The organism is Chryseobacterium sp. B21-037 (assembly GCF_028570785.1).
GTDB lineage: Bacteria > Bacteroidota > Bacteroidia > Flavobacteriales > Weeksellaceae > Chryseobacterium > Chryseobacterium proteolyticum.
This window is the reverse complement of record NZ_JALGCB010000001.1, coordinates 3,328,983-3,345,627: the sequence shown is the minus strand read 5'-3', so window position 1 is coordinate 3,345,627 and position 16,645 is coordinate 3,328,983. Positions and strand designations below refer to the sequence as shown.

Sequence of the window (16,645 nt, the reverse complement as noted above, 5' to 3'; positions counted from 1 at the left end):
TTACTTTTTTATTAGATATTTACTTTCTTTATTTATTGTCCTTATAATAATTGATCAGCCCGTTAGTCGAACTATCGTGTGACCCAATAGTTGCATCATTCTCCAGTTCAGGTAGAATTTTGTTGGCTAATACCTTTCCAAGCTCTACTCCGAATTGATCAAAACTGAAGATATTCCAGATCACTCCCTGAACAAAGATTTTATGCTCATACATTGCTATTAACTGGCCTAATGAAAAAGGAGTTAATTCTTTGAATAATATGGAGTTAGTTGGTGTGTTTCCGTGGAAGACCTTGAAGTTTAACAGCCTTTCTATTTCCTCATCCGATTTTCCTGAATTTCTTAATTCTTCCTCTACTTCTTCTTCATTTTTTCCAAAAGCAAGCGCTTCCGTCTGAGCGAAAAAGTTAGCCAGTAGTTTGTCCTGGTGATCAGAAACCTTATTACTACTTTTTGCATAGGCTATAAAATCAGCAGGAATTAATTCCGTACCCTGGTGGATCAGCTGATAGAATGCATGCTGTCCATTTGTTCCTGGCTCTCCCCAGATAATAGGACCTGTTTCATATTCCACAAATTCACCATTTCTGTCTACGCATTTTCCGTTGCTTTCCATATCTCCCTGTTGTAAGTACGCAGCAAATCTGTCAAGATACTGGGAGTAAGGCAAAATAGCATAAGTAGTTGCAGCATAAAAATTACGGTACCAGATGCCAATGAGACCCATTAAAACCGGAATATTTTCTGAAAAGTCCGTGTTCTGGAAGTGTTGATCGGTATCAAAAGCTCCTTTTAACAATTCTTCGAAGTTTTCATAACCTACTGCCAGAACAATACTTAATCCGATAGCACTCCAAAGAGAATATCTTCCGCCAACCCAGTCCCAGAATTCAAATATGTTATCTTCTGCGATTCCGAAGCTTTTAACTGCTTCGATATTAGTGGATAAAGCTACGAAATGTTTGGCAACGTCATCCTGCTTTCCAGCTTGTAAAAACCAATCTTTTGCAGAGTTGGCATTAGTCATTGTTTCCTGGGTTGTAAAAGTTTTGGAAGCAACGATAAACAGAGTTGTTTCAGGATTTAAATTTTTAACGACTTCTGCAATATGGTTTCCGTCCACATTAGATACGAAATGAACGTCCAGCCTTGTTTTGAAGTGTTTTAGCGCAGAGCATACCATCACAGGACCAAGGTCAGAGCCTCCGATTCCGATATTAACTACATCCGTGATTTCTTTTCCGCTGAATCCTTTGTGCTCTCCGGAAATTATTTTCTCGGAAAAAGATTTCATATGGTCAAGGACTCTTCTGATGTGAGGCTTTACATTTTCTCCATCTACCAAAATTTCCTTATCCGAAAAATCCCTTAAAGCTGTATGAAGAACTGCTCTCCCTTCTGTTTCATTGATTTTGTCACCACTAAACATTTTAGAAATGGCGTCTTTTAGCTGGCATTCTTCAGCTAAATTCAACAACAATTCTTTAGTCCTTGAATCCATCAGGTTTTTAGAGTAATCAAAAAGAAAATTTTCTTTTTTTATTGAGAACTCTTCAAAACGATTTTCATTGTATGCGAAAAGGGTTCTTAAGTCGAAATCATTTCCTGCAAAGTGTTCATCAAGGGCTTTCCAGCTGTTGGTGTGTATGGGATTTATTTTTGATAGCATATGTTCAAAGTTAAAATTCTAGGTTGAGAATCAATAATTTTATTGGAATCTTGAGATTAAAATGCAAATTTAAGGAAAAATAAAACCTCCGGGAAAAATTGGCCATGGTAAAATGTAAAATTATGGTGATCATCCGGATGTTGTATCCTTTTCATGATTGTTGTGCCAGGAAGTGAGATTAATATTTGTTAATTTTCAATATATTATAAATTGATAATTAGTTTTTTACGGGAACCTTTGTATATTTATACGCCGTTACGTAATTCTGAATAATGCATCTCTCGCATTAACCACAAAGCCTTTTAAAAGAGGTGAAACCGTGAATACATATCACTTAAATATATCGTTAAATGAAAAAAATTATTAAAATCACAGTATTATTACTGGTGTATAACCTGGGATTCGGCCAGACCAATTATTATGTAGATAAAGCAAACGGAAGCGATAACAATAACGGAAGCAGCACCGCTCCATGGAAAACAATACAAAAAGCAGCCACTAAGGCTACTCCAAACAGTATTGTGAATATTAAGGCAGGTACTTATTACGAAAATGTTGTTATCAACGTAAGTGGAACTAGTGGAAACTATATTACTTTTAAAAATTATGCCAATGATAATGTAATCATTGACGGAACAAATACCCCGGGAAGTACTCTGTTGACGGTGACGAATAAAAGTTTTTTGAAATTTGAAAACCTGACCATCCAAAACAAAACAGTAAATGATGCGCAGGGAGTGCTTGTTCAAACAACGGGAATCGGTTCATCTACAGATCTCACGTTCAAAAACATAAAGGTTACAAAAATTAATTGGAATGCAAATAAAGATATACCGGTTAATCCTAATAATAATGCGCAGGGCTTTATTGTGTATGGTCGTAATGGCGGAATTACCAATCTTACGATAGACGAATGCAAGGTGTTTAATAATATTTTGGGTTATAGTGAAGCATTGGCTGTAAATGGAAATATAGATGGATTTATAGTCAAAAATTGCAAGGTATACGATAATACAAATATCGGAATTGATATCCTAGGACATGAGGGTACAGCATCAAATACGTCATTAGATGAAGCCAGAAATGGAGTAGTGATTAATAATGAGTGTTATAATAATGTTGCAAAGTATGCAACTTCCGCAGGGATTTATGTTGATGGCGCGAGGAATATTACTATAGAAAGAAATAAAAGTTATCAAAATGGATATGGAATTGAGGTCGGAGCTGAGCGAGATGGGATTGTTCAGCAAATTACTGTAAAAAACAATTTAATATATAAAAATAAAGAAGCAGGGCTTTCGATAGGAGGGTTTGATGATAATACCACAGGTCAGGTTATTAATAGTGTTATCCGAAACAATACATTTTTACAAAACGACACTGCGAATAAAGGATCTGGAGAAATTTCGATGAGCAAAGCTTCTAATTGTACTTTTGAGAACAATATTTTTTACACTGGCCCGGAAAATTTATTGATGTTTATAGATAACAAGAGTCCACAATCGAACAATACTTTTAATTATAATTGTTGGTATACTCCAAATAATGATCAAAATGATATCGCAGTAGATTGGAGAGGAACAACCTATGATACATTTGCAGCGTATAGATCTGCAACTGGCCAGGACGCCAATTCTCTTTATGCTAATCCAAGTTTGGTATCCATTTCAAGTACAACACCTATTGTAAAATTAAATGCAGCAAGTGTTTGTATAAATAAGGGAAAACCAACTACTGCTATTACTTCAGGCGAATTGGATTTTTATGGAGCTGGGAGAATTTCAAATACAATTATCGATATAGGGGCAAGTGAGTACAGTGCTACATTAGGTACTACAACCAATGAAATTTTAAATTTTGGAACGATTTCCCCTAACCCATCAAGTGGTATTTTTAATTTTGAATTAGATGCAGATAAAAAGCCGTATTTTATAACTGTATATAATATGGGTGGACAAGAATTAAAAAAATATAACTTTTTAACGAACCGGTTTTCCATAGACTTATCGGGGCTTACGGAGGGGACTTACTTTGTTAAAATGCAAAATAAGAATGGAGTGTCTTCTAAAAAAATTATAATAAAAAAATAACCATATAAATAGAAGAAAACCTCCGATTTTATTCGGAGGTTTTTAAAATCTAAAATTATAGTGATAACCCAAAGGTTAGGATAGCATTGTGTTATTATGAAATGGGTGGGTTCGTCTTTTGAATAGGTTTTCGTCTTCTGATACAATAGATGATCACTGCTGCGATTAATAAAACCGGCCAAATGGTGATCAGTCCTACTGCAATTTTTTGAATAAGATAAAACCCTTCTACAAAGGCATTCTTAGCATCATAGATAAAATTGAATTTGTATTTATTATCAATATTTTTAGTATTCGTTATGGCAATTTCCGCAATCCGGTACTTAGGTTCTTTAATGTAAATGTCAATTGTACTATATTTCAGATTGTCAGTAACTTCAAGATTAGCGAGTTGCTGAAGATTGCCTTCGGACATATTGTCGTCGTCCAGTTTTACCTTGTCCTTGTTATTCTTCAGCTGAGTGATATTTTCACCTGTTTTTTTGATCCTTCTTCCTTCTAGTTCTGCGTATTTTATGCTCGATGTTACATCTTCTGCATTGATTGATCGAAAGTTTAGGAATAGCTTTTTGTTGTTAATCAAGGTTAAGAATTCTCCTAATTTTGGCGTAGGAACACGTACCTGCATAGCATTTTCAGTCTGGTATTTTTTTACAAGTATGGCGTCTTCATTGGAAGTATTATAAGTGTCCTCTGAAATTATATTGCTTCGTAAGTTACTATGTGTAACAAATCCTCCCAGATCCTGCACTGATTTTTCAATTGAAACGGTTGCATCATAAACGTCTTTTACCTCCATATTGACATCTGCAGTTTTAATGAACTGTTTGTCTTTTATCTTCATTGTTGCAGCAGAAGATACACTATCGGATACCATGAACGAAGCAGAGTCTGTAGCATTTGCCGTTTCGTAATCTGCTGCTACCGCTTCTCCTTTTTTACACGAGTAAATACCTAATAAAAGAACAGCAGCCATAGATAATTTAATGTAAGTAGTTTTCATAATATTTATTTTTGTTGATACCAAAGTTCAGATGGAATGGTTTGTAAAGTTTGAAAATCACAAGTAAAAACTTTGTAAATAGAAAATGATATTTAATTCATTGTAAGTCATGTATTTGTAAAATAAAGATGGTTGTAAGAATTAAATTTCGGAGTGATTTTTGTATATCTTTTACAAATTAAATCACAACTGTAAATATGTCGAATACTTTTTCCAAAATCAGAAATGCTATAGAATTATTCAGATCAATAGATTTTGATCAGTTAAGTGCAATATCCAGAAAAGTAGATCTTCCGAAGCTGATGCATAATTTCTCAAAATTAGATGACAAACAATTAGGAGGTTTAATGAAAATGCTGGATTCCGATAAAAAGAAGAAAGAGCTACCGCCCATTGACGGTGACTTTTACGATATTTATCATACGCTTACGCCTGAACAAAGAGAAATACAGCTAAAGGTCAGGGCATTTATGGAAAAGGAAGTTAAGCCTTTGGTTAATCATTATTGGTTAAGAGATGAATTTCCTTTTGAATTGATACCTAAATTCCAGAAACTGAATATTTGTGGGGTCACCTATGAAGGATATGGTTGCCCCGGAATGCCTTTCCTAATGGAGGGGGTTATTGCAATGGAGATGGCGAGAATTGATGCTTCAATAGCTACTTTTTTTGGGGTGCAGTCAGGATTGGCAATGGGATCCATTTATATATGTGGTTCTGAAGAGCAAAAGCAAAAATGGCTTCCTCAGATGCAAAAGTTTGAAAAAATAGGAGCTTTCGGATTAACGGAACCTGAAGTAGGATCCGGCGCAGCAGGAGGATTAACTGCTACATGCAAGAAAACGCCTGAAGGATGGATTCTTAACGGAGAGAAAAAATGGATTGGAAATGCTACGTTCGCTGACTTGGTGATTATCTGGGCAAGAGATGTCGATAGCGGAGAGGTGAAAGGATTTATTGTAGAAAAAGATAATCCGGGGTTCTCTGTTGAAAAAATTAAGGGAAAAATGGCTCTTCGTATCGTACAAAACGGATTAATCACTTTAAAAGATTGTCTTGTAACTGAAGAAAACAGACTTCAAAATGCTAATTCTTTTAAAGATACAGGTAAAGTATTGAGAATGACAAGGGCCGGAGTGGCCTGGATGGCGACAGGTTGCGCAAGAGGTGCTTATGAAAGTGCATTAGACTATACCAGGAAAAGAGAACAGTTTGGAAGACTCATTGCTTCTTTTCAGATGGTTCAGGGGCATTTGGTAGAAATGCTGTCTAATCTTACTGCGATGCAGACGTTGGTTTTCAGGCTTTCTGAAATGCAGGACGAAGGGATTTTAAAGGATGAACATGCTTCACTGGCAAAGGTTTTTTGTACTTTACGTACAAGGGATATTGTATCCAGAGCCCGTGAGGTAATGGGTGGGAATGGGATCCTGTTAGAATATGATGTTGCAAGATTTGTGGCAGATGCCGAGGCAATATATTCTTATGAAGGAACTAAAGAAATCAATTCACTAATTGTCGGTAGGTCTATAACAGGCTTTAGTGCATTTGTATAAAAAAAGACTGCAATTGCAGTCTTTTTTAGCTTACTAAAGCTTTGTATTTTTTGCTGTTATCTGCGATTATCCAGATGTTAATTAGGAAAAGGACCAGGGAAATCGCAATCCCTGTTGAAGATGGGTCTCTGTATGTATTATGCAATACAATACCCACCATGACGGGTAAAATTACAATTGCTCCTAAAGCTCTTGTTTTTGGAAAGATAAAAAGTAATCCCCCAATAATTTCTACTACCCCCACTAAAGGCAGCAGCCAGCCGATTTCACCAAATGCAGTATATAACTTTATTTGTGCTTCGGTAAGTTTGGGTGCCGGATTGTAGTGCAGAAATTTGTCGAGCCCTGCATTCAGAAACATAAGTCCGAATAGTAGGCAAAGAATGAATTTTATGACTTTCATGATTGATGAATTTTCATCAAATGTAAAACAAAAATATTATTAATTTATGTATTTGTTTTAAAAAATGAATATAATGAACCTTAAAGGATTGGATTGCTCGTTTATTGTTATTTGAATTTATATATTTGTTGAACAAATTAAATAACAAGCTTATGTTAAAAAATCTTCAAAAGCTAGATCGTAAAGATCTTAAAGAAATTATAGGTGGAATAGGTACAGGTCCATGTGATATAGGTCCTGTTGGTTGTCCATGTAAGATTCCTCCTGGTGATCCATGTCTTGGTGGTGGGAATCCTGGTGATCCAGGCTCTGGAACAGACATGGGATATTGTCCTGATAGTCATACTTATATTCCATGTAATCAGTCATGCCCAAATGGAATGAGTCCTCTATGTGCAATAGGATAAAATTAAAAGCCTCCGATTTCGGAGGCCTAATTTTATAATTTTAATCCATTTCTTTTAACGTAATATTCTTCGAAATTTTATAACTCTTTTTCTTTTTATTAGGCTTTTCATCTTCACCCAGTAATTTTCCCCATGGCTGTAATCCATCCACTCTCTCAAAGATGATTTTAATAATAGCAATTGCAGGAATACAAAGGAACATTCCTGATATTCCCCACAGATGCTCCCCAACAATAATGCCTATAAAAGAAAATAATGCGTTGATCTTTACTTTCGAACCTACCACAAAAGGAAGTACAATATTCCCATCCACCACATGTACTCCTATGTAACCGATAATCACATATATACAGGTAGAAGGAGTAGTCGTTGCAAAAGCGATAAAACAAGAAATGACTAAGGAAATACAAATTCCCAGATAAGGAATAACGTTGAGCAATCCTGTTAACACACCTAATAAAATAGCATATTTAACGCCTAAAATTGCAAGGATAATTGACGTAAGGCTGGATACAATAATAATCTGTATGCAAAGGCCAATAATGTATTTTTTCGTCATGACGCGAACCTCAGATACTACTTCCTGTACACTTGCTTTATGTTTTTCACTAAAGACATTAACAATAAAGTTGTTAAGGATTCTTCTGTAATTTAAAATGAAGATGAAAAACAATATAAAAAACACAAGGAAGCCTAGGCCTGTAGAAAAGATTCCAAAAGTAAATCCCAGAATAACTCCTGAGGATGATAACAGTTTATTTAAAGCCTGATCAATGTAGTCGAGTTGTTCATGAATCTTAACATTGAATGTATGATATACCCATTTTTGAAGACCGTTGAAAACGGTGTCGAATTGCATTCTTAGGTGTGGGAGGTCCTTGGTGAAACTTGAAAGTTGAGATCCAAAGAAAAATATTAATCCTGCTAAGATCACTAACATACAAAGAACAGATATCATTGTGGAAACAGAGCGTGGAAATCTTAATTTTCTTTCTAAGAATGTAGAAAAAGGCAAAAATAACATTGCCATTAAAAAAGCAAGAAAGAAAGGAGCCAGGATGCTTTGTCCTAACTCTATAAGGTATCCGATACCTATAATTGAAATAATAACAAGGGTTAATTTTAGAAGGAAGGGAAGCTTAAAAAAATTCATAACTCATAATCTGTTTTATAAAATTAGTAAAACCCATTGAATTGAAAGGCTTTTTATTCAATTAACTTGAATTCTTTTCAGAATATAAATTAATTTGATTAAAGATGTGGTATCTAACTTCTGAATCCTGAGTAATTCTTTTAGGAAGACTTATAACTGAATGCCATACTTTTAAACAAAAAACACATCTCAAAACTGAGACGTGTTTTTTTGTTTATTGACTATATGATAAATGATAATATTACTTTTCTATGGCAATATCAATAACATCTTCCATTTTGTTAACGTAATGAACGTTAAGGTCTTTCAGATAATCTTTTTTGATTTCTTCCACATCTTTTCTGTTAGCTTCGCAAAGAATAACATCTTTAATACCTGCCCTTGTAGCTGCGAGAAGTTTTTCTTTGATACCTCCTACAGGAAGCACTTTTCCTCTGAGGGTAATTTCTCCCGTCATGGCCAGGTGAGGTTTAACTTTCTTGTTTTTAAAAGAAGAAACCATTGAGGTTAGCATGGCAATTCCCGCGGAAGGCCCGTCTTTTGGAGTGGCGCCTTCAGGAACGTGAACGTGAATGTTTTTCTTTTCGATATCTTCCTGATCGATTCCTAATTCTTTATGTTTTGCTTTGATATACTCCAATGCTATTGTCGCAGACTCTTTCATTACCGTTCCCAGGTTTCCTGTCATTGTCAGTGTGCCCTTTCCATTGCTGAGAATACTTTCGATAAATAAAATATCTCCTCCCACACTTGTCCAGGCCAATCCTGTAACTACTCCTGGAACTCCTGTGATCTCGGATAAACTTTTAGGTCTTGGGACACCAAGGATTTCATCTATTTTTTCAACAGTTATCTTAGGATCATAATCTTTAAGCAATGCGGTTTGTAATGCCACCCATCTTGCAATAGAAGCTATCCTTTTTTCTAATGTCCTTACTCCGCTTTCTGAAGTGTGAGCCTCTATAATATGTTTAAGTTCAGGATTTCCAAGCTTGAAAGATTTTGAAGTTAAGCCGTTTTCTTCCTGTTGTTTTTTGATAAGATGCCTTTTTGCGATTTCTGTTTTTTCCTCCATGGTATACCCTGCGATCTGAATGATTTCCATTCTGTCAAGGAGCGGGGTTTGTATGGTAGAGAGAGAATTTGCAGTAGCAATGAACATTACTTTAGACAAATCATAACCCATTTCCAGGAAATTATCATAGAATGCATTGTTTTGTTCAGGATCCAGAACCTCTAAAAGTGCAGAACTTGGGTCTCCATGGATTCCCTGTCCTACTTTATCAATTTCATCCAATACAATAACCGGATTAGACGTTCCTGATTTTTTTATGGACTGAAGAATTCTTCCTGCCATTGCTCCTATGTAGGTTTTTCTGTGTCCGCGAATCTCACTTTCATCATGAAGACCACCTAAAGATAACCGTACATATTTTCTTCCCAGGGCGTCGGCAACAGATTTTCCTAAAGAAGTTTTACCTACTCCGGGAGGACCTACAAGAAGTAAAATCGGAGATTTCATGTTGTTTTTTAATTTTAAAACAGCCATGTGTTCGAGGATTCTTTTCTTTATGTCTTCCAGCCCGAAATGTGCTTTTTCAAGAACTTTTTCAGCTTTTACAATGTCGAAAACATCTTTTGTATAAGTTTCCCATGGAAGGTCCGTGAAAAAATCAAGATAATTTCTCTGAACATTATAGTCCGGAGAATTAGGGTTTTGTCTTTGTAGTCTGTTGATTTCTTTTTGAAAATGTTCTTCAACCTCCTTGCTCCATTTTTTAGTCTTTGCCTTGTTGATAAGATCTTCTACATCTCCTTCTGCTCCACCTCCAAGTTCTTCCTGGATCGTTCTGATCTGTTGGTTAAGGAAGTATTCTCTCTGCTGCTTGTCAAGATCTTTTGATGTTTTCTGATGGATCTGGTTTCTTAATTCCAGTTTTCGGTAGTCCTCGTGCATCTTTTCATAACAGCTGTTGGCTCTTGCCATCAGGCTTTTTTCTTCAAGAAGCTTTTGCTTTTCTACAGAAGGGAAACTGGCATTGGTGCAAATAAAATTCAATAAATCATCGTTATTGTTGATGTTTTTTATTGCAAAATTAGCTGCGTTTGGAATATTTGGATCAAGCTCAATTATTTTTAAAGCTAAATCCTTAATATTTTCCAGTAAAGCATCATATTCATCCTGGTTTTTGGCTTTGGTATCTTTTAATTTAGAAATTTCAGCCTTAAAATAAGGTTGGGTTTCAATAAATTTTTTGACCTTAAAGCGGTGAAAACCTTTAGTAATAGCAGTAATATTTCCTTCAGGAAGTTTGATGATCTTTATGATCTTCGCCAGAGTTCCTGTTTGATATAAGTCTTTTTCAGTAGGCTGTTCTAGTTCTGAGTTTTTCTGACTTACAATCCCAATGAAATCTCCATTTTTCTGAGCCTCTTCAAGAAGCTGTATAGATGCCTTTCTTCCCGCGGTAATAGGTATTACTACATTTGGAAACATAACCATGTTCCTCACAGGAAGAATAGGAAATATTTTTTGTTCGGAATTTTTATCAGTTTCCGAAAAGTCGGAAAGATTTATCTCTTCCGCCACAATATCAAATCCATCGCTAATCATTTCCTCCAAACTAATATCTTCAAATTCTGTCATAGTAAATCAAATGACAAATTGTCATTCTCGTTTTAAATCGTTAAAGTGATTAAGCATAATATGCTAAGAAAATACCTAGTATATTATGGTAATGTAAGATGCACAATACCTATGCCATTTGTTTTTCATTAAAAAATATGGTCAAAATTTCCTTTTTTATGAAATTTGAATTTTAAAAATTAAAAAAAGCACTTGGATTTCTGTAATTTCTTAAAAATGTGTATTTTCGCAACCTGATAAAAAACTATAATTTATAAAATGGCAATTTTAGGACAGATTAGGAATAGACCTTGGCTTTTGATGGGAGTAATTGCACTGGCGCTTTTAGCGTTTTTAGTTAATCCTGATAGCATTGATAAGGTTTTTGGAAAAAATCCTGATGTTTTAGGAAAAGTAAATGGTGAAAAGATTACCCGTGAAGAGTTTAACGATCAACTTTTCGTATTGCAACAGCAGGCAGAGCAACAAGGTCAGCCCAAAAATGGTCTTGAAGAACAAGCTTGGCAGTTGTTGGTTCAATCAAAGCTTATCAAGCAGCAGTTTGATAAGATGGGGTTTGAAATGACAGATGATTACTTCTGGAGTCAGATTCAGTATGATCAGATGTTTGCTCAAAACAAACAATTCTTTGATGAGAAAGGTAATTTTAAGACTCAAGAGCTTAAGAAACAAGTTGAGGAATTAAAAACAACAAGTGCTGAAGGATACAATCAGTGGTTGAAAACCAGAAAATCTATTGAATACAGAATTATGGCAAGACAGGTTTTTGCTAATATTTCTACAGGGATCACTACAGGTAAAAAAGAAGCTGAAGAGTTGATGAGACAAAGAGATCAGATGGCTGATATCGACTTTGTGAAAGTGGATTACACATCTTACCTTCAGAAAAATAATATTAAAGTTAAGACAGAGGACCTTGCTGATTATATTAAGCAACATCCGGTGATGTTTAAGACTGAAGCAAGCAGAAATATTGGTATTGCTTTCTTTCCTTCTCAACCGAGTGCAGCTGATGATGCAGCAGCCTTAAAAGAAATCAATAAAATATTCTCAGGAGGAACTGATGCAAGCGGTGGGAAAGAAAATTTCCAAAATACAACCAATGACTCTATGTTTGTAATGGCCAACTCTGATATGCCTTTCAATAGCCAATATTTGAAGCCTAATCAATTGCCACAGACAATACAGTCACAGATTACAACTGCAGCTGTCGGACAGACTTTTGGTCCTTATAAAGAGCAAAATTTCTATGTGGTTTCTAAGCTTTTAGGTAAAAAGACTTCAGATTCTACACTATCAAGACATATCCTTATAGCATTCAAAGGAAGTCCTGCAGGAGAAGGTGTTACAAGATCCAAAGAAGAAGCTAAAAAATTAGCGGACTCTATCGGAGCTATTGTAAAAGCAAATCCTGCTAAATTCACAGAATTCTTAAAGCTTTCCAGCGATCCTAATTCTGCCGCTCAAGGAGGAAGTTTAGGATGGACTACTCCGGAAACTCCTTTCGTTCCTGAGTTCCTTACTTATTTGGCTAATAATCCAAAAGGAGCAACAGGTGTTGTAGAAACGCAGTTTGGATATCATATCATCAACATTGAAGATAAAAAGCCTGGTGCATTAGGATATAAAGTAGCGAATGTTGTAAAAGCAATCAAAGCTTCTGATGCTACGGAAGCAGATGTTGATAAAAAAGCAAGAAGATTCATTCAGCAGGTTCAGGGTAAATCTTTCAACGATTTCGTGAATATTGCTAAGAAAGGAAATTATCAATTCTCAAATCCTAAGGCCGCCAAAAGATTCGATGGTCAGTTACAAGGCTTAGGAACTGAAAAAGACGGTGATATTCTTGCGTGGGCTTTTGATAAGAAGAGATCTAAAGGGGATACAGAATTCTTTACAGTAGACGGAACGGGTGATAAAATTGTAGTATACCTTAACGGGAAACAGGAAAAAGGATTGGCAGATCCTGAGTCTGTAAGAGATCAGATCGAGGTGGTTGTGAAAAATAAGCTGGCTGCAAAACAGATAGCTGATAAGATTACGGCAGCTAAAGCTTCAAATCTTGATCAGATTGCAAAAATGTTTGCCACTACAAAACAAAGTGCTCAGGTGAATCTCTTAAATCCTTCAGTAGCCGGATCTATGGAGCCTAAAGTTGCCGGTGCTGCTTTTGGAGTTAAGAAATCTCAACTTTCTAAACCTGTAGAAGGAGGAACGGGAGTTTATGTTCTGATCAAAAAGAATGAAACTGTAAATAAACAACCTGGAGATCTTAAGCAATTTACAGAGTCTGTTACTCAAAGAAGTGCAGGAATGTTCGGACAGGCTTGGTTAAAGAGCTTGCAGGACAATGCTGATATCGATGATTACAGAATTGAAATCTGGAATAAGCTGGGAAATCAGCATTAATAAAAAAGTAATTTTATAGATACAAAAAGCGGCATAAAAAATGCCGCTTTTTTTGTATTTAACGCAGAGGAATAAACAGAAAGATTAATTTAAAATGTGCTATATTTGCTCATTAGAAAAAAATTAGCAAGTGAAGTTCAGTAAAGAATTAAAAGCTGGTGTAATTGCACTTTTAGCTATCGTAGGCTTTGTGTTATTATTTCAATTTATGAAAGGTCGTAGCCTTTTTACTACCGATAATATATTTTACGCGAAATATGATAATGTTGAAGGGTTGGCACAATCCTCAGCGGTATCCATCAATGGCTTGAAAGTAGGGCAGGTTGATAAGATCATTCCTCAGACAAGTAAAGATGGGAAAATCAATTTTGTTGTAAAAATTACGGTAGATAATAAATTTGAGTTTTCAAAGAACTCTACTCTTGAAATTTTTGAGCCGGGATTAATGTCTGGTAAAGAAATGCGTGTCAACCTTGTATATGGAGGGGCAACGGCAAAAGATGGGGACACTTTAAAAGGAGCTTTCAAATTGGGAACTTTGGGAAGTCTTTCTTCACAGGTAGGACCGGTTAAGGATCAATTGCAATCTGTTTTGCACCGTGTTGATTCTTTGATGGCCAATGCCAATATGATTGTTGATGGACAAAACAGGGCAGAGATCAAAGCTTTACTATCCAATCTTAATAAAACTGTAGGCGCATTACAAACAACTGCAGGAAGCGTTAACAATTTAGTTGGACACAATGATCCTAAACTTCAGAAAGTTTTAGATGATGCGAGCTTAACCATGCAAAGTGGGAAAGTGACTTTAGATAAATATGGCAACCTGGCAGAGAGCATCGATACTAAAAGGCTGAATGCAACCATTGCTAATCTGGATGCTACCGTTGGTAAACTTAACCAGGTAATCGGAGGAATAGACAACGGACAAGGGAGTTTAGGGAAGTTGATGAAAGATGAACAGCTGTATAATAATTTGAACTCTGCATCTACGAATCTTAATTCGTTAATTGAAGACATGAAAGCCAATCCTAAGAGATATATCAATTTCTCCGTTTTTGGTAAGAATAATAAAGACTAATATTTACACCTTATGCAGTACATCGATAACGTTATTTTTCTGATTTTATTAATTGCTGGGTTTGGGTTGTTTGCTAAAAGCCTGATGAAAATTTACAGAAATATTCAGTTAGGCAAAGAAATCAACCGAAGTGATAAAAAGTCCGAGCGCTGGGAAACCATGGCACGTGTTGCAATGGGGCAGAGTAAAATGGTAAAGAGACCTGTAGCGGGTATTTTACACCTTTTTGTTTATGTTGGTTTTATTATTATCAACATAGAACTTATCGAGATTATTGTCGATGGGATATTCGGTACTCACAGGTTCCTTGCTTCGGTTTTTGGGCATAGCTTCTATAGCTTCTTTACGGCAACCCTGGAAGTATTGGCATTATTGGTCATCATTGGAGTTGTTGTCTTTTTTATCCGTAGAAATTTTTATGGAGTAAAGAGATTAACAATGAAAGAATTGTTTGGATGGCCAAAACACGATGCCAACTGGATTCTTATTATTGAGTTTGCACTTATGATTGCTTTCCTTAAAATGAATACAGCAGATTGGGTACTTCAGCAAAGAGGGCTTCTTCCCGAGCATGGAAGTTTTCCAGTTAGTTCAACATTATTGGGACCTATCTTCAGCAATTTTAGTGATGGCTTTTTGTTTTTCACAGAAAAAGCAGCCTGGTGGTTTCATTTTGTGGGAATTTTGTTCTTCATGAATTACCTTTATTATTCTAAGCACCTTCATATTATCCTGGCATTCCCAAGTACATGGTATGCTAATTTGGAGAAAAAGGGGAAATTCAACAATTTGGAATCTGTAACGAAGGAGATTAAACTGATGATGGATCCTAATGCTGATCCATACGCTGCGCCGGCAGAAGGCGCTGAAGCAGATGTTCCTTCCAAATTCGGTGCTGAAGATATATTTGATCTGAATCAGGTTCAATTACTGAATGCCTATTCATGTACGGAATGCGGACGATGTACTTCTGTATGTCCTGCAAATATTACCGGTAAAAAGCTTTCTCCAAGGTTAATTCTAATGAAGACCAGGGACCGTATGGAAGAGGTTGGAAGAAATATTGACAAAAACGGAAAGTTTGTAGATGATGGCAAAAAGTTACTGAATGATTATATAACGAAAGAAGAGCTTTGGGCATGTACTACTTGTAATGCTTGTACAGAAGCTTGTCCTATATTACTGGATCCGCTTTCCATTATTTTTGAAATGAGAAGATTTCTGGTAATGGAGCAATCGGCAGCACCACAGGAACTGAATTTGATGATGACTAATGTGGAAAATAATGCTGCTCCTTGGCAGTATAATCAGGCAGACCGTTTAAACTGGGCAAACGAAAACTAGATAATTAATCAATTTGAAAATTTGAAAAATTGATTTCACTCAACCTATTTTCAAATTTCCAAATCCTCATATTTTTCAAATCGTAAGAAAAGATGGATTTCAATATAAAAACAATGGCAGAATATGCTGCCGAAGGAAAAGCACCGGAAGTTTTATTCTGGGTGGGTTGCGCTGGTAGCTTTGACGACCGTGCAAAGAAAATTACGAAAGCTTTTTGCAAAATATTAAATAAAATAGGCGTTGAATTTGGGGTTTTGGGCCAGGAAGAAAGCTGTACAGGAGATCCTGCAAAACGTGCAGGAAACGAGTTTGTTTTCCAAATGATGGCATTAACGAATATTGAAGTCCTCAATGCCTATGAAGTGAAGAAAATTGTAACGGCATGTCCTCATTGCTTCAATACGCTTAAAAATGAATATCCAAGCTTAGGTGGACATTTTGAGGTAGTACATCATACTCAATTTCTTAAAAGTTTAATGGAGGAAGGCAGATTGAAAATTGAAGGTGGTGCCTTCAAAGGAAAGAAGATTACCTTCCATGATCCATGTTATTTAGGAAGAGCGAATAACGAATACGAAGCGCCAAGAATACTTTTGGAAAAACTTGATGCTGAGTTGGTAGAAATGAAACGTTGCAAAACCAACGGACTATGTTGTGGTGCAGGAGGAGCACAAATGTTTAAAGAACCTGAAAAAGGAAATAAGGATATTAATATAGAAAGAACTGAAGAGGCATTGTCTTTTGAGCCTAAAGTAATTGCTACTGGTTGTCCTTTCTGTAATACGATGATGACGGATGGGGTGAAACATTTCAATAAAAATGATGAAGTGGCCGTAAAAGATATTGTAGAGCTTCTTGCCGAGGCAGAAGATTTATAATATTG

The 16,645-nt window shown here is 35.8% G+C and carries 12 protein-coding genes; 6 read left to right on the top strand and 6 right to left on the bottom strand.

Features of this window, described 5'->3' with window-relative positions; genetic code table 11:
- Positions 1 to 28: 28 nt before the first annotated feature.
- Positions 29 to 1,669 (bottom strand): glucose-6-phosphate isomerase, encoded by a 1,641-nt coding sequence (gene pgi / locus MTQ00_RS14815; RefSeq protein ID WP_172281288.1) that lies wholly within the window; start codon positions 1,667 to 1,669, stop codon positions 29 to 31.
- 350 nt (positions 1,670 to 2,019) lie between these two features.
- Here pgi and MTQ00_RS14810 point away from each other — a divergent pair, with 350 nt between their 5' ends.
- A complete protein-coding gene (locus MTQ00_RS14810) occupies positions 2,020 to 3,759 on the top strand; it encodes a T9SS type A sorting domain-containing protein (RefSeq protein WP_273650051.1) in 1,740 nt (579 codons plus the stop codon).
- Between the two features lie 94 nt (positions 3,760 to 3,853).
- Here MTQ00_RS14810 and MTQ00_RS14805 read toward each other — a convergent pair whose 3' ends face one another.
- Positions 3,854 to 4,762 carry a DUF4349 domain-containing protein gene (locus tag MTQ00_RS14805; RefSeq protein ID WP_273650049.1) on the bottom strand — a complete coding sequence of 303 codons (909 nt, stop codon included), beginning with the start codon at positions 4,760 to 4,762 and terminating at the stop codon, positions 3,854 to 3,856.
- A 197-nt stretch (positions 4,763 to 4,959) separates the two neighbouring features.
- On the opposite strand from MTQ00_RS14805, the gene MTQ00_RS14800 reads away from it, so the two are divergent.
- Entirely contained in the window at positions 4,960 to 6,318 is a 1,359-nt protein-coding gene (locus MTQ00_RS14800; RefSeq protein WP_273650048.1) for an acyl-CoA dehydrogenase family protein, read from the top strand.
- Positions 6,319 to 6,343: 25 nt separating this feature from the next.
- On the opposite strand, the gene MTQ00_RS14795 is transcribed toward MTQ00_RS14800, so the two are convergent.
- The 4 genes from MTQ00_RS14795 to lon form a co-directional block, all read right to left on the bottom strand.
- The gene (locus MTQ00_RS14795) at positions 6,344 to 6,721 is read right to left on the bottom strand and encodes a DoxX family protein (RefSeq protein WP_172281280.1); all 378 of its coding nucleotides are present in this window, start codon (positions 6,719 to 6,721) and stop codon (positions 6,344 to 6,346) included.
- A 173-nt stretch (positions 6,722 to 6,894) separates the two neighbouring features.
- Positions 6,895 to 7,065, bottom strand: coding sequence for a hypothetical protein (locus MTQ00_RS14790; RefSeq protein WP_273650045.1), 171 nt, complete (start codon positions 7,063 to 7,065; stop codon positions 6,895 to 6,897).
- Positions 7,066 to 7,168: 103 nt separating this feature from the next.
- Positions 7,169 to 8,281 carry an AI-2E family transporter gene (locus MTQ00_RS14785; protein ID WP_172281278.1) on the bottom strand — a complete coding sequence of 371 codons (1,113 nt, stop codon included), beginning with the start codon at positions 8,279 to 8,281 and terminating at the stop codon, positions 7,169 to 7,171.
- A gap of 241 nt (positions 8,282 to 8,522) precedes the next feature.
- Positions 8,523 to 10,928: an endopeptidase La gene (gene lon, locus MTQ00_RS14780; protein ID WP_172281276.1), complete on the bottom strand. Its 2,406-nt coding sequence runs from the start codon at positions 10,926 to 10,928 to the stop codon at positions 8,523 to 8,525.
- 258 nt (positions 10,929 to 11,186) lie between these two features.
- Between lon and MTQ00_RS14775 the strand changes: the two genes are divergently transcribed.
- The 4 genes from MTQ00_RS14775 (at position 11,187) to MTQ00_RS14760 (ending at position 16,640) form a co-directional block, all read left to right on the top strand.
- Positions 11,187 to 13,337: a SurA N-terminal domain-containing protein gene (locus MTQ00_RS14775; protein ID WP_273650042.1), complete on the top strand. Its 2,151-nt coding sequence runs from the start codon at positions 11,187 to 11,189 to the stop codon at positions 13,335 to 13,337.
- A gap of 130 nt (positions 13,338 to 13,467) precedes the next feature.
- The gene (locus MTQ00_RS14770) at positions 13,468 to 14,418 is read left to right on the top strand and encodes an MlaD family protein (protein WP_172281272.1); all 951 of its coding nucleotides are present in this window, start codon (positions 13,468 to 13,470) and stop codon (positions 14,416 to 14,418) included.
- Between the two features lie 12 nt (positions 14,419 to 14,430).
- Positions 14,431 to 15,762 carry a (Fe-S)-binding protein gene (locus MTQ00_RS14765; protein WP_172281270.1) on the top strand — a complete coding sequence of 444 codons (1,332 nt, stop codon included), beginning with the start codon at positions 14,431 to 14,433 and terminating at the stop codon, positions 15,760 to 15,762.
- 92 nt (positions 15,763 to 15,854) lie between these two features.
- Positions 15,855 to 16,640 (top strand): (Fe-S)-binding protein, encoded by a 786-nt coding sequence (locus MTQ00_RS14760; RefSeq protein ID WP_172281268.1) that lies wholly within the window; start codon positions 15,855 to 15,857, stop codon positions 16,638 to 16,640.
- Positions 16,641 to 16,645: the final 5 nt, after the last annotated feature.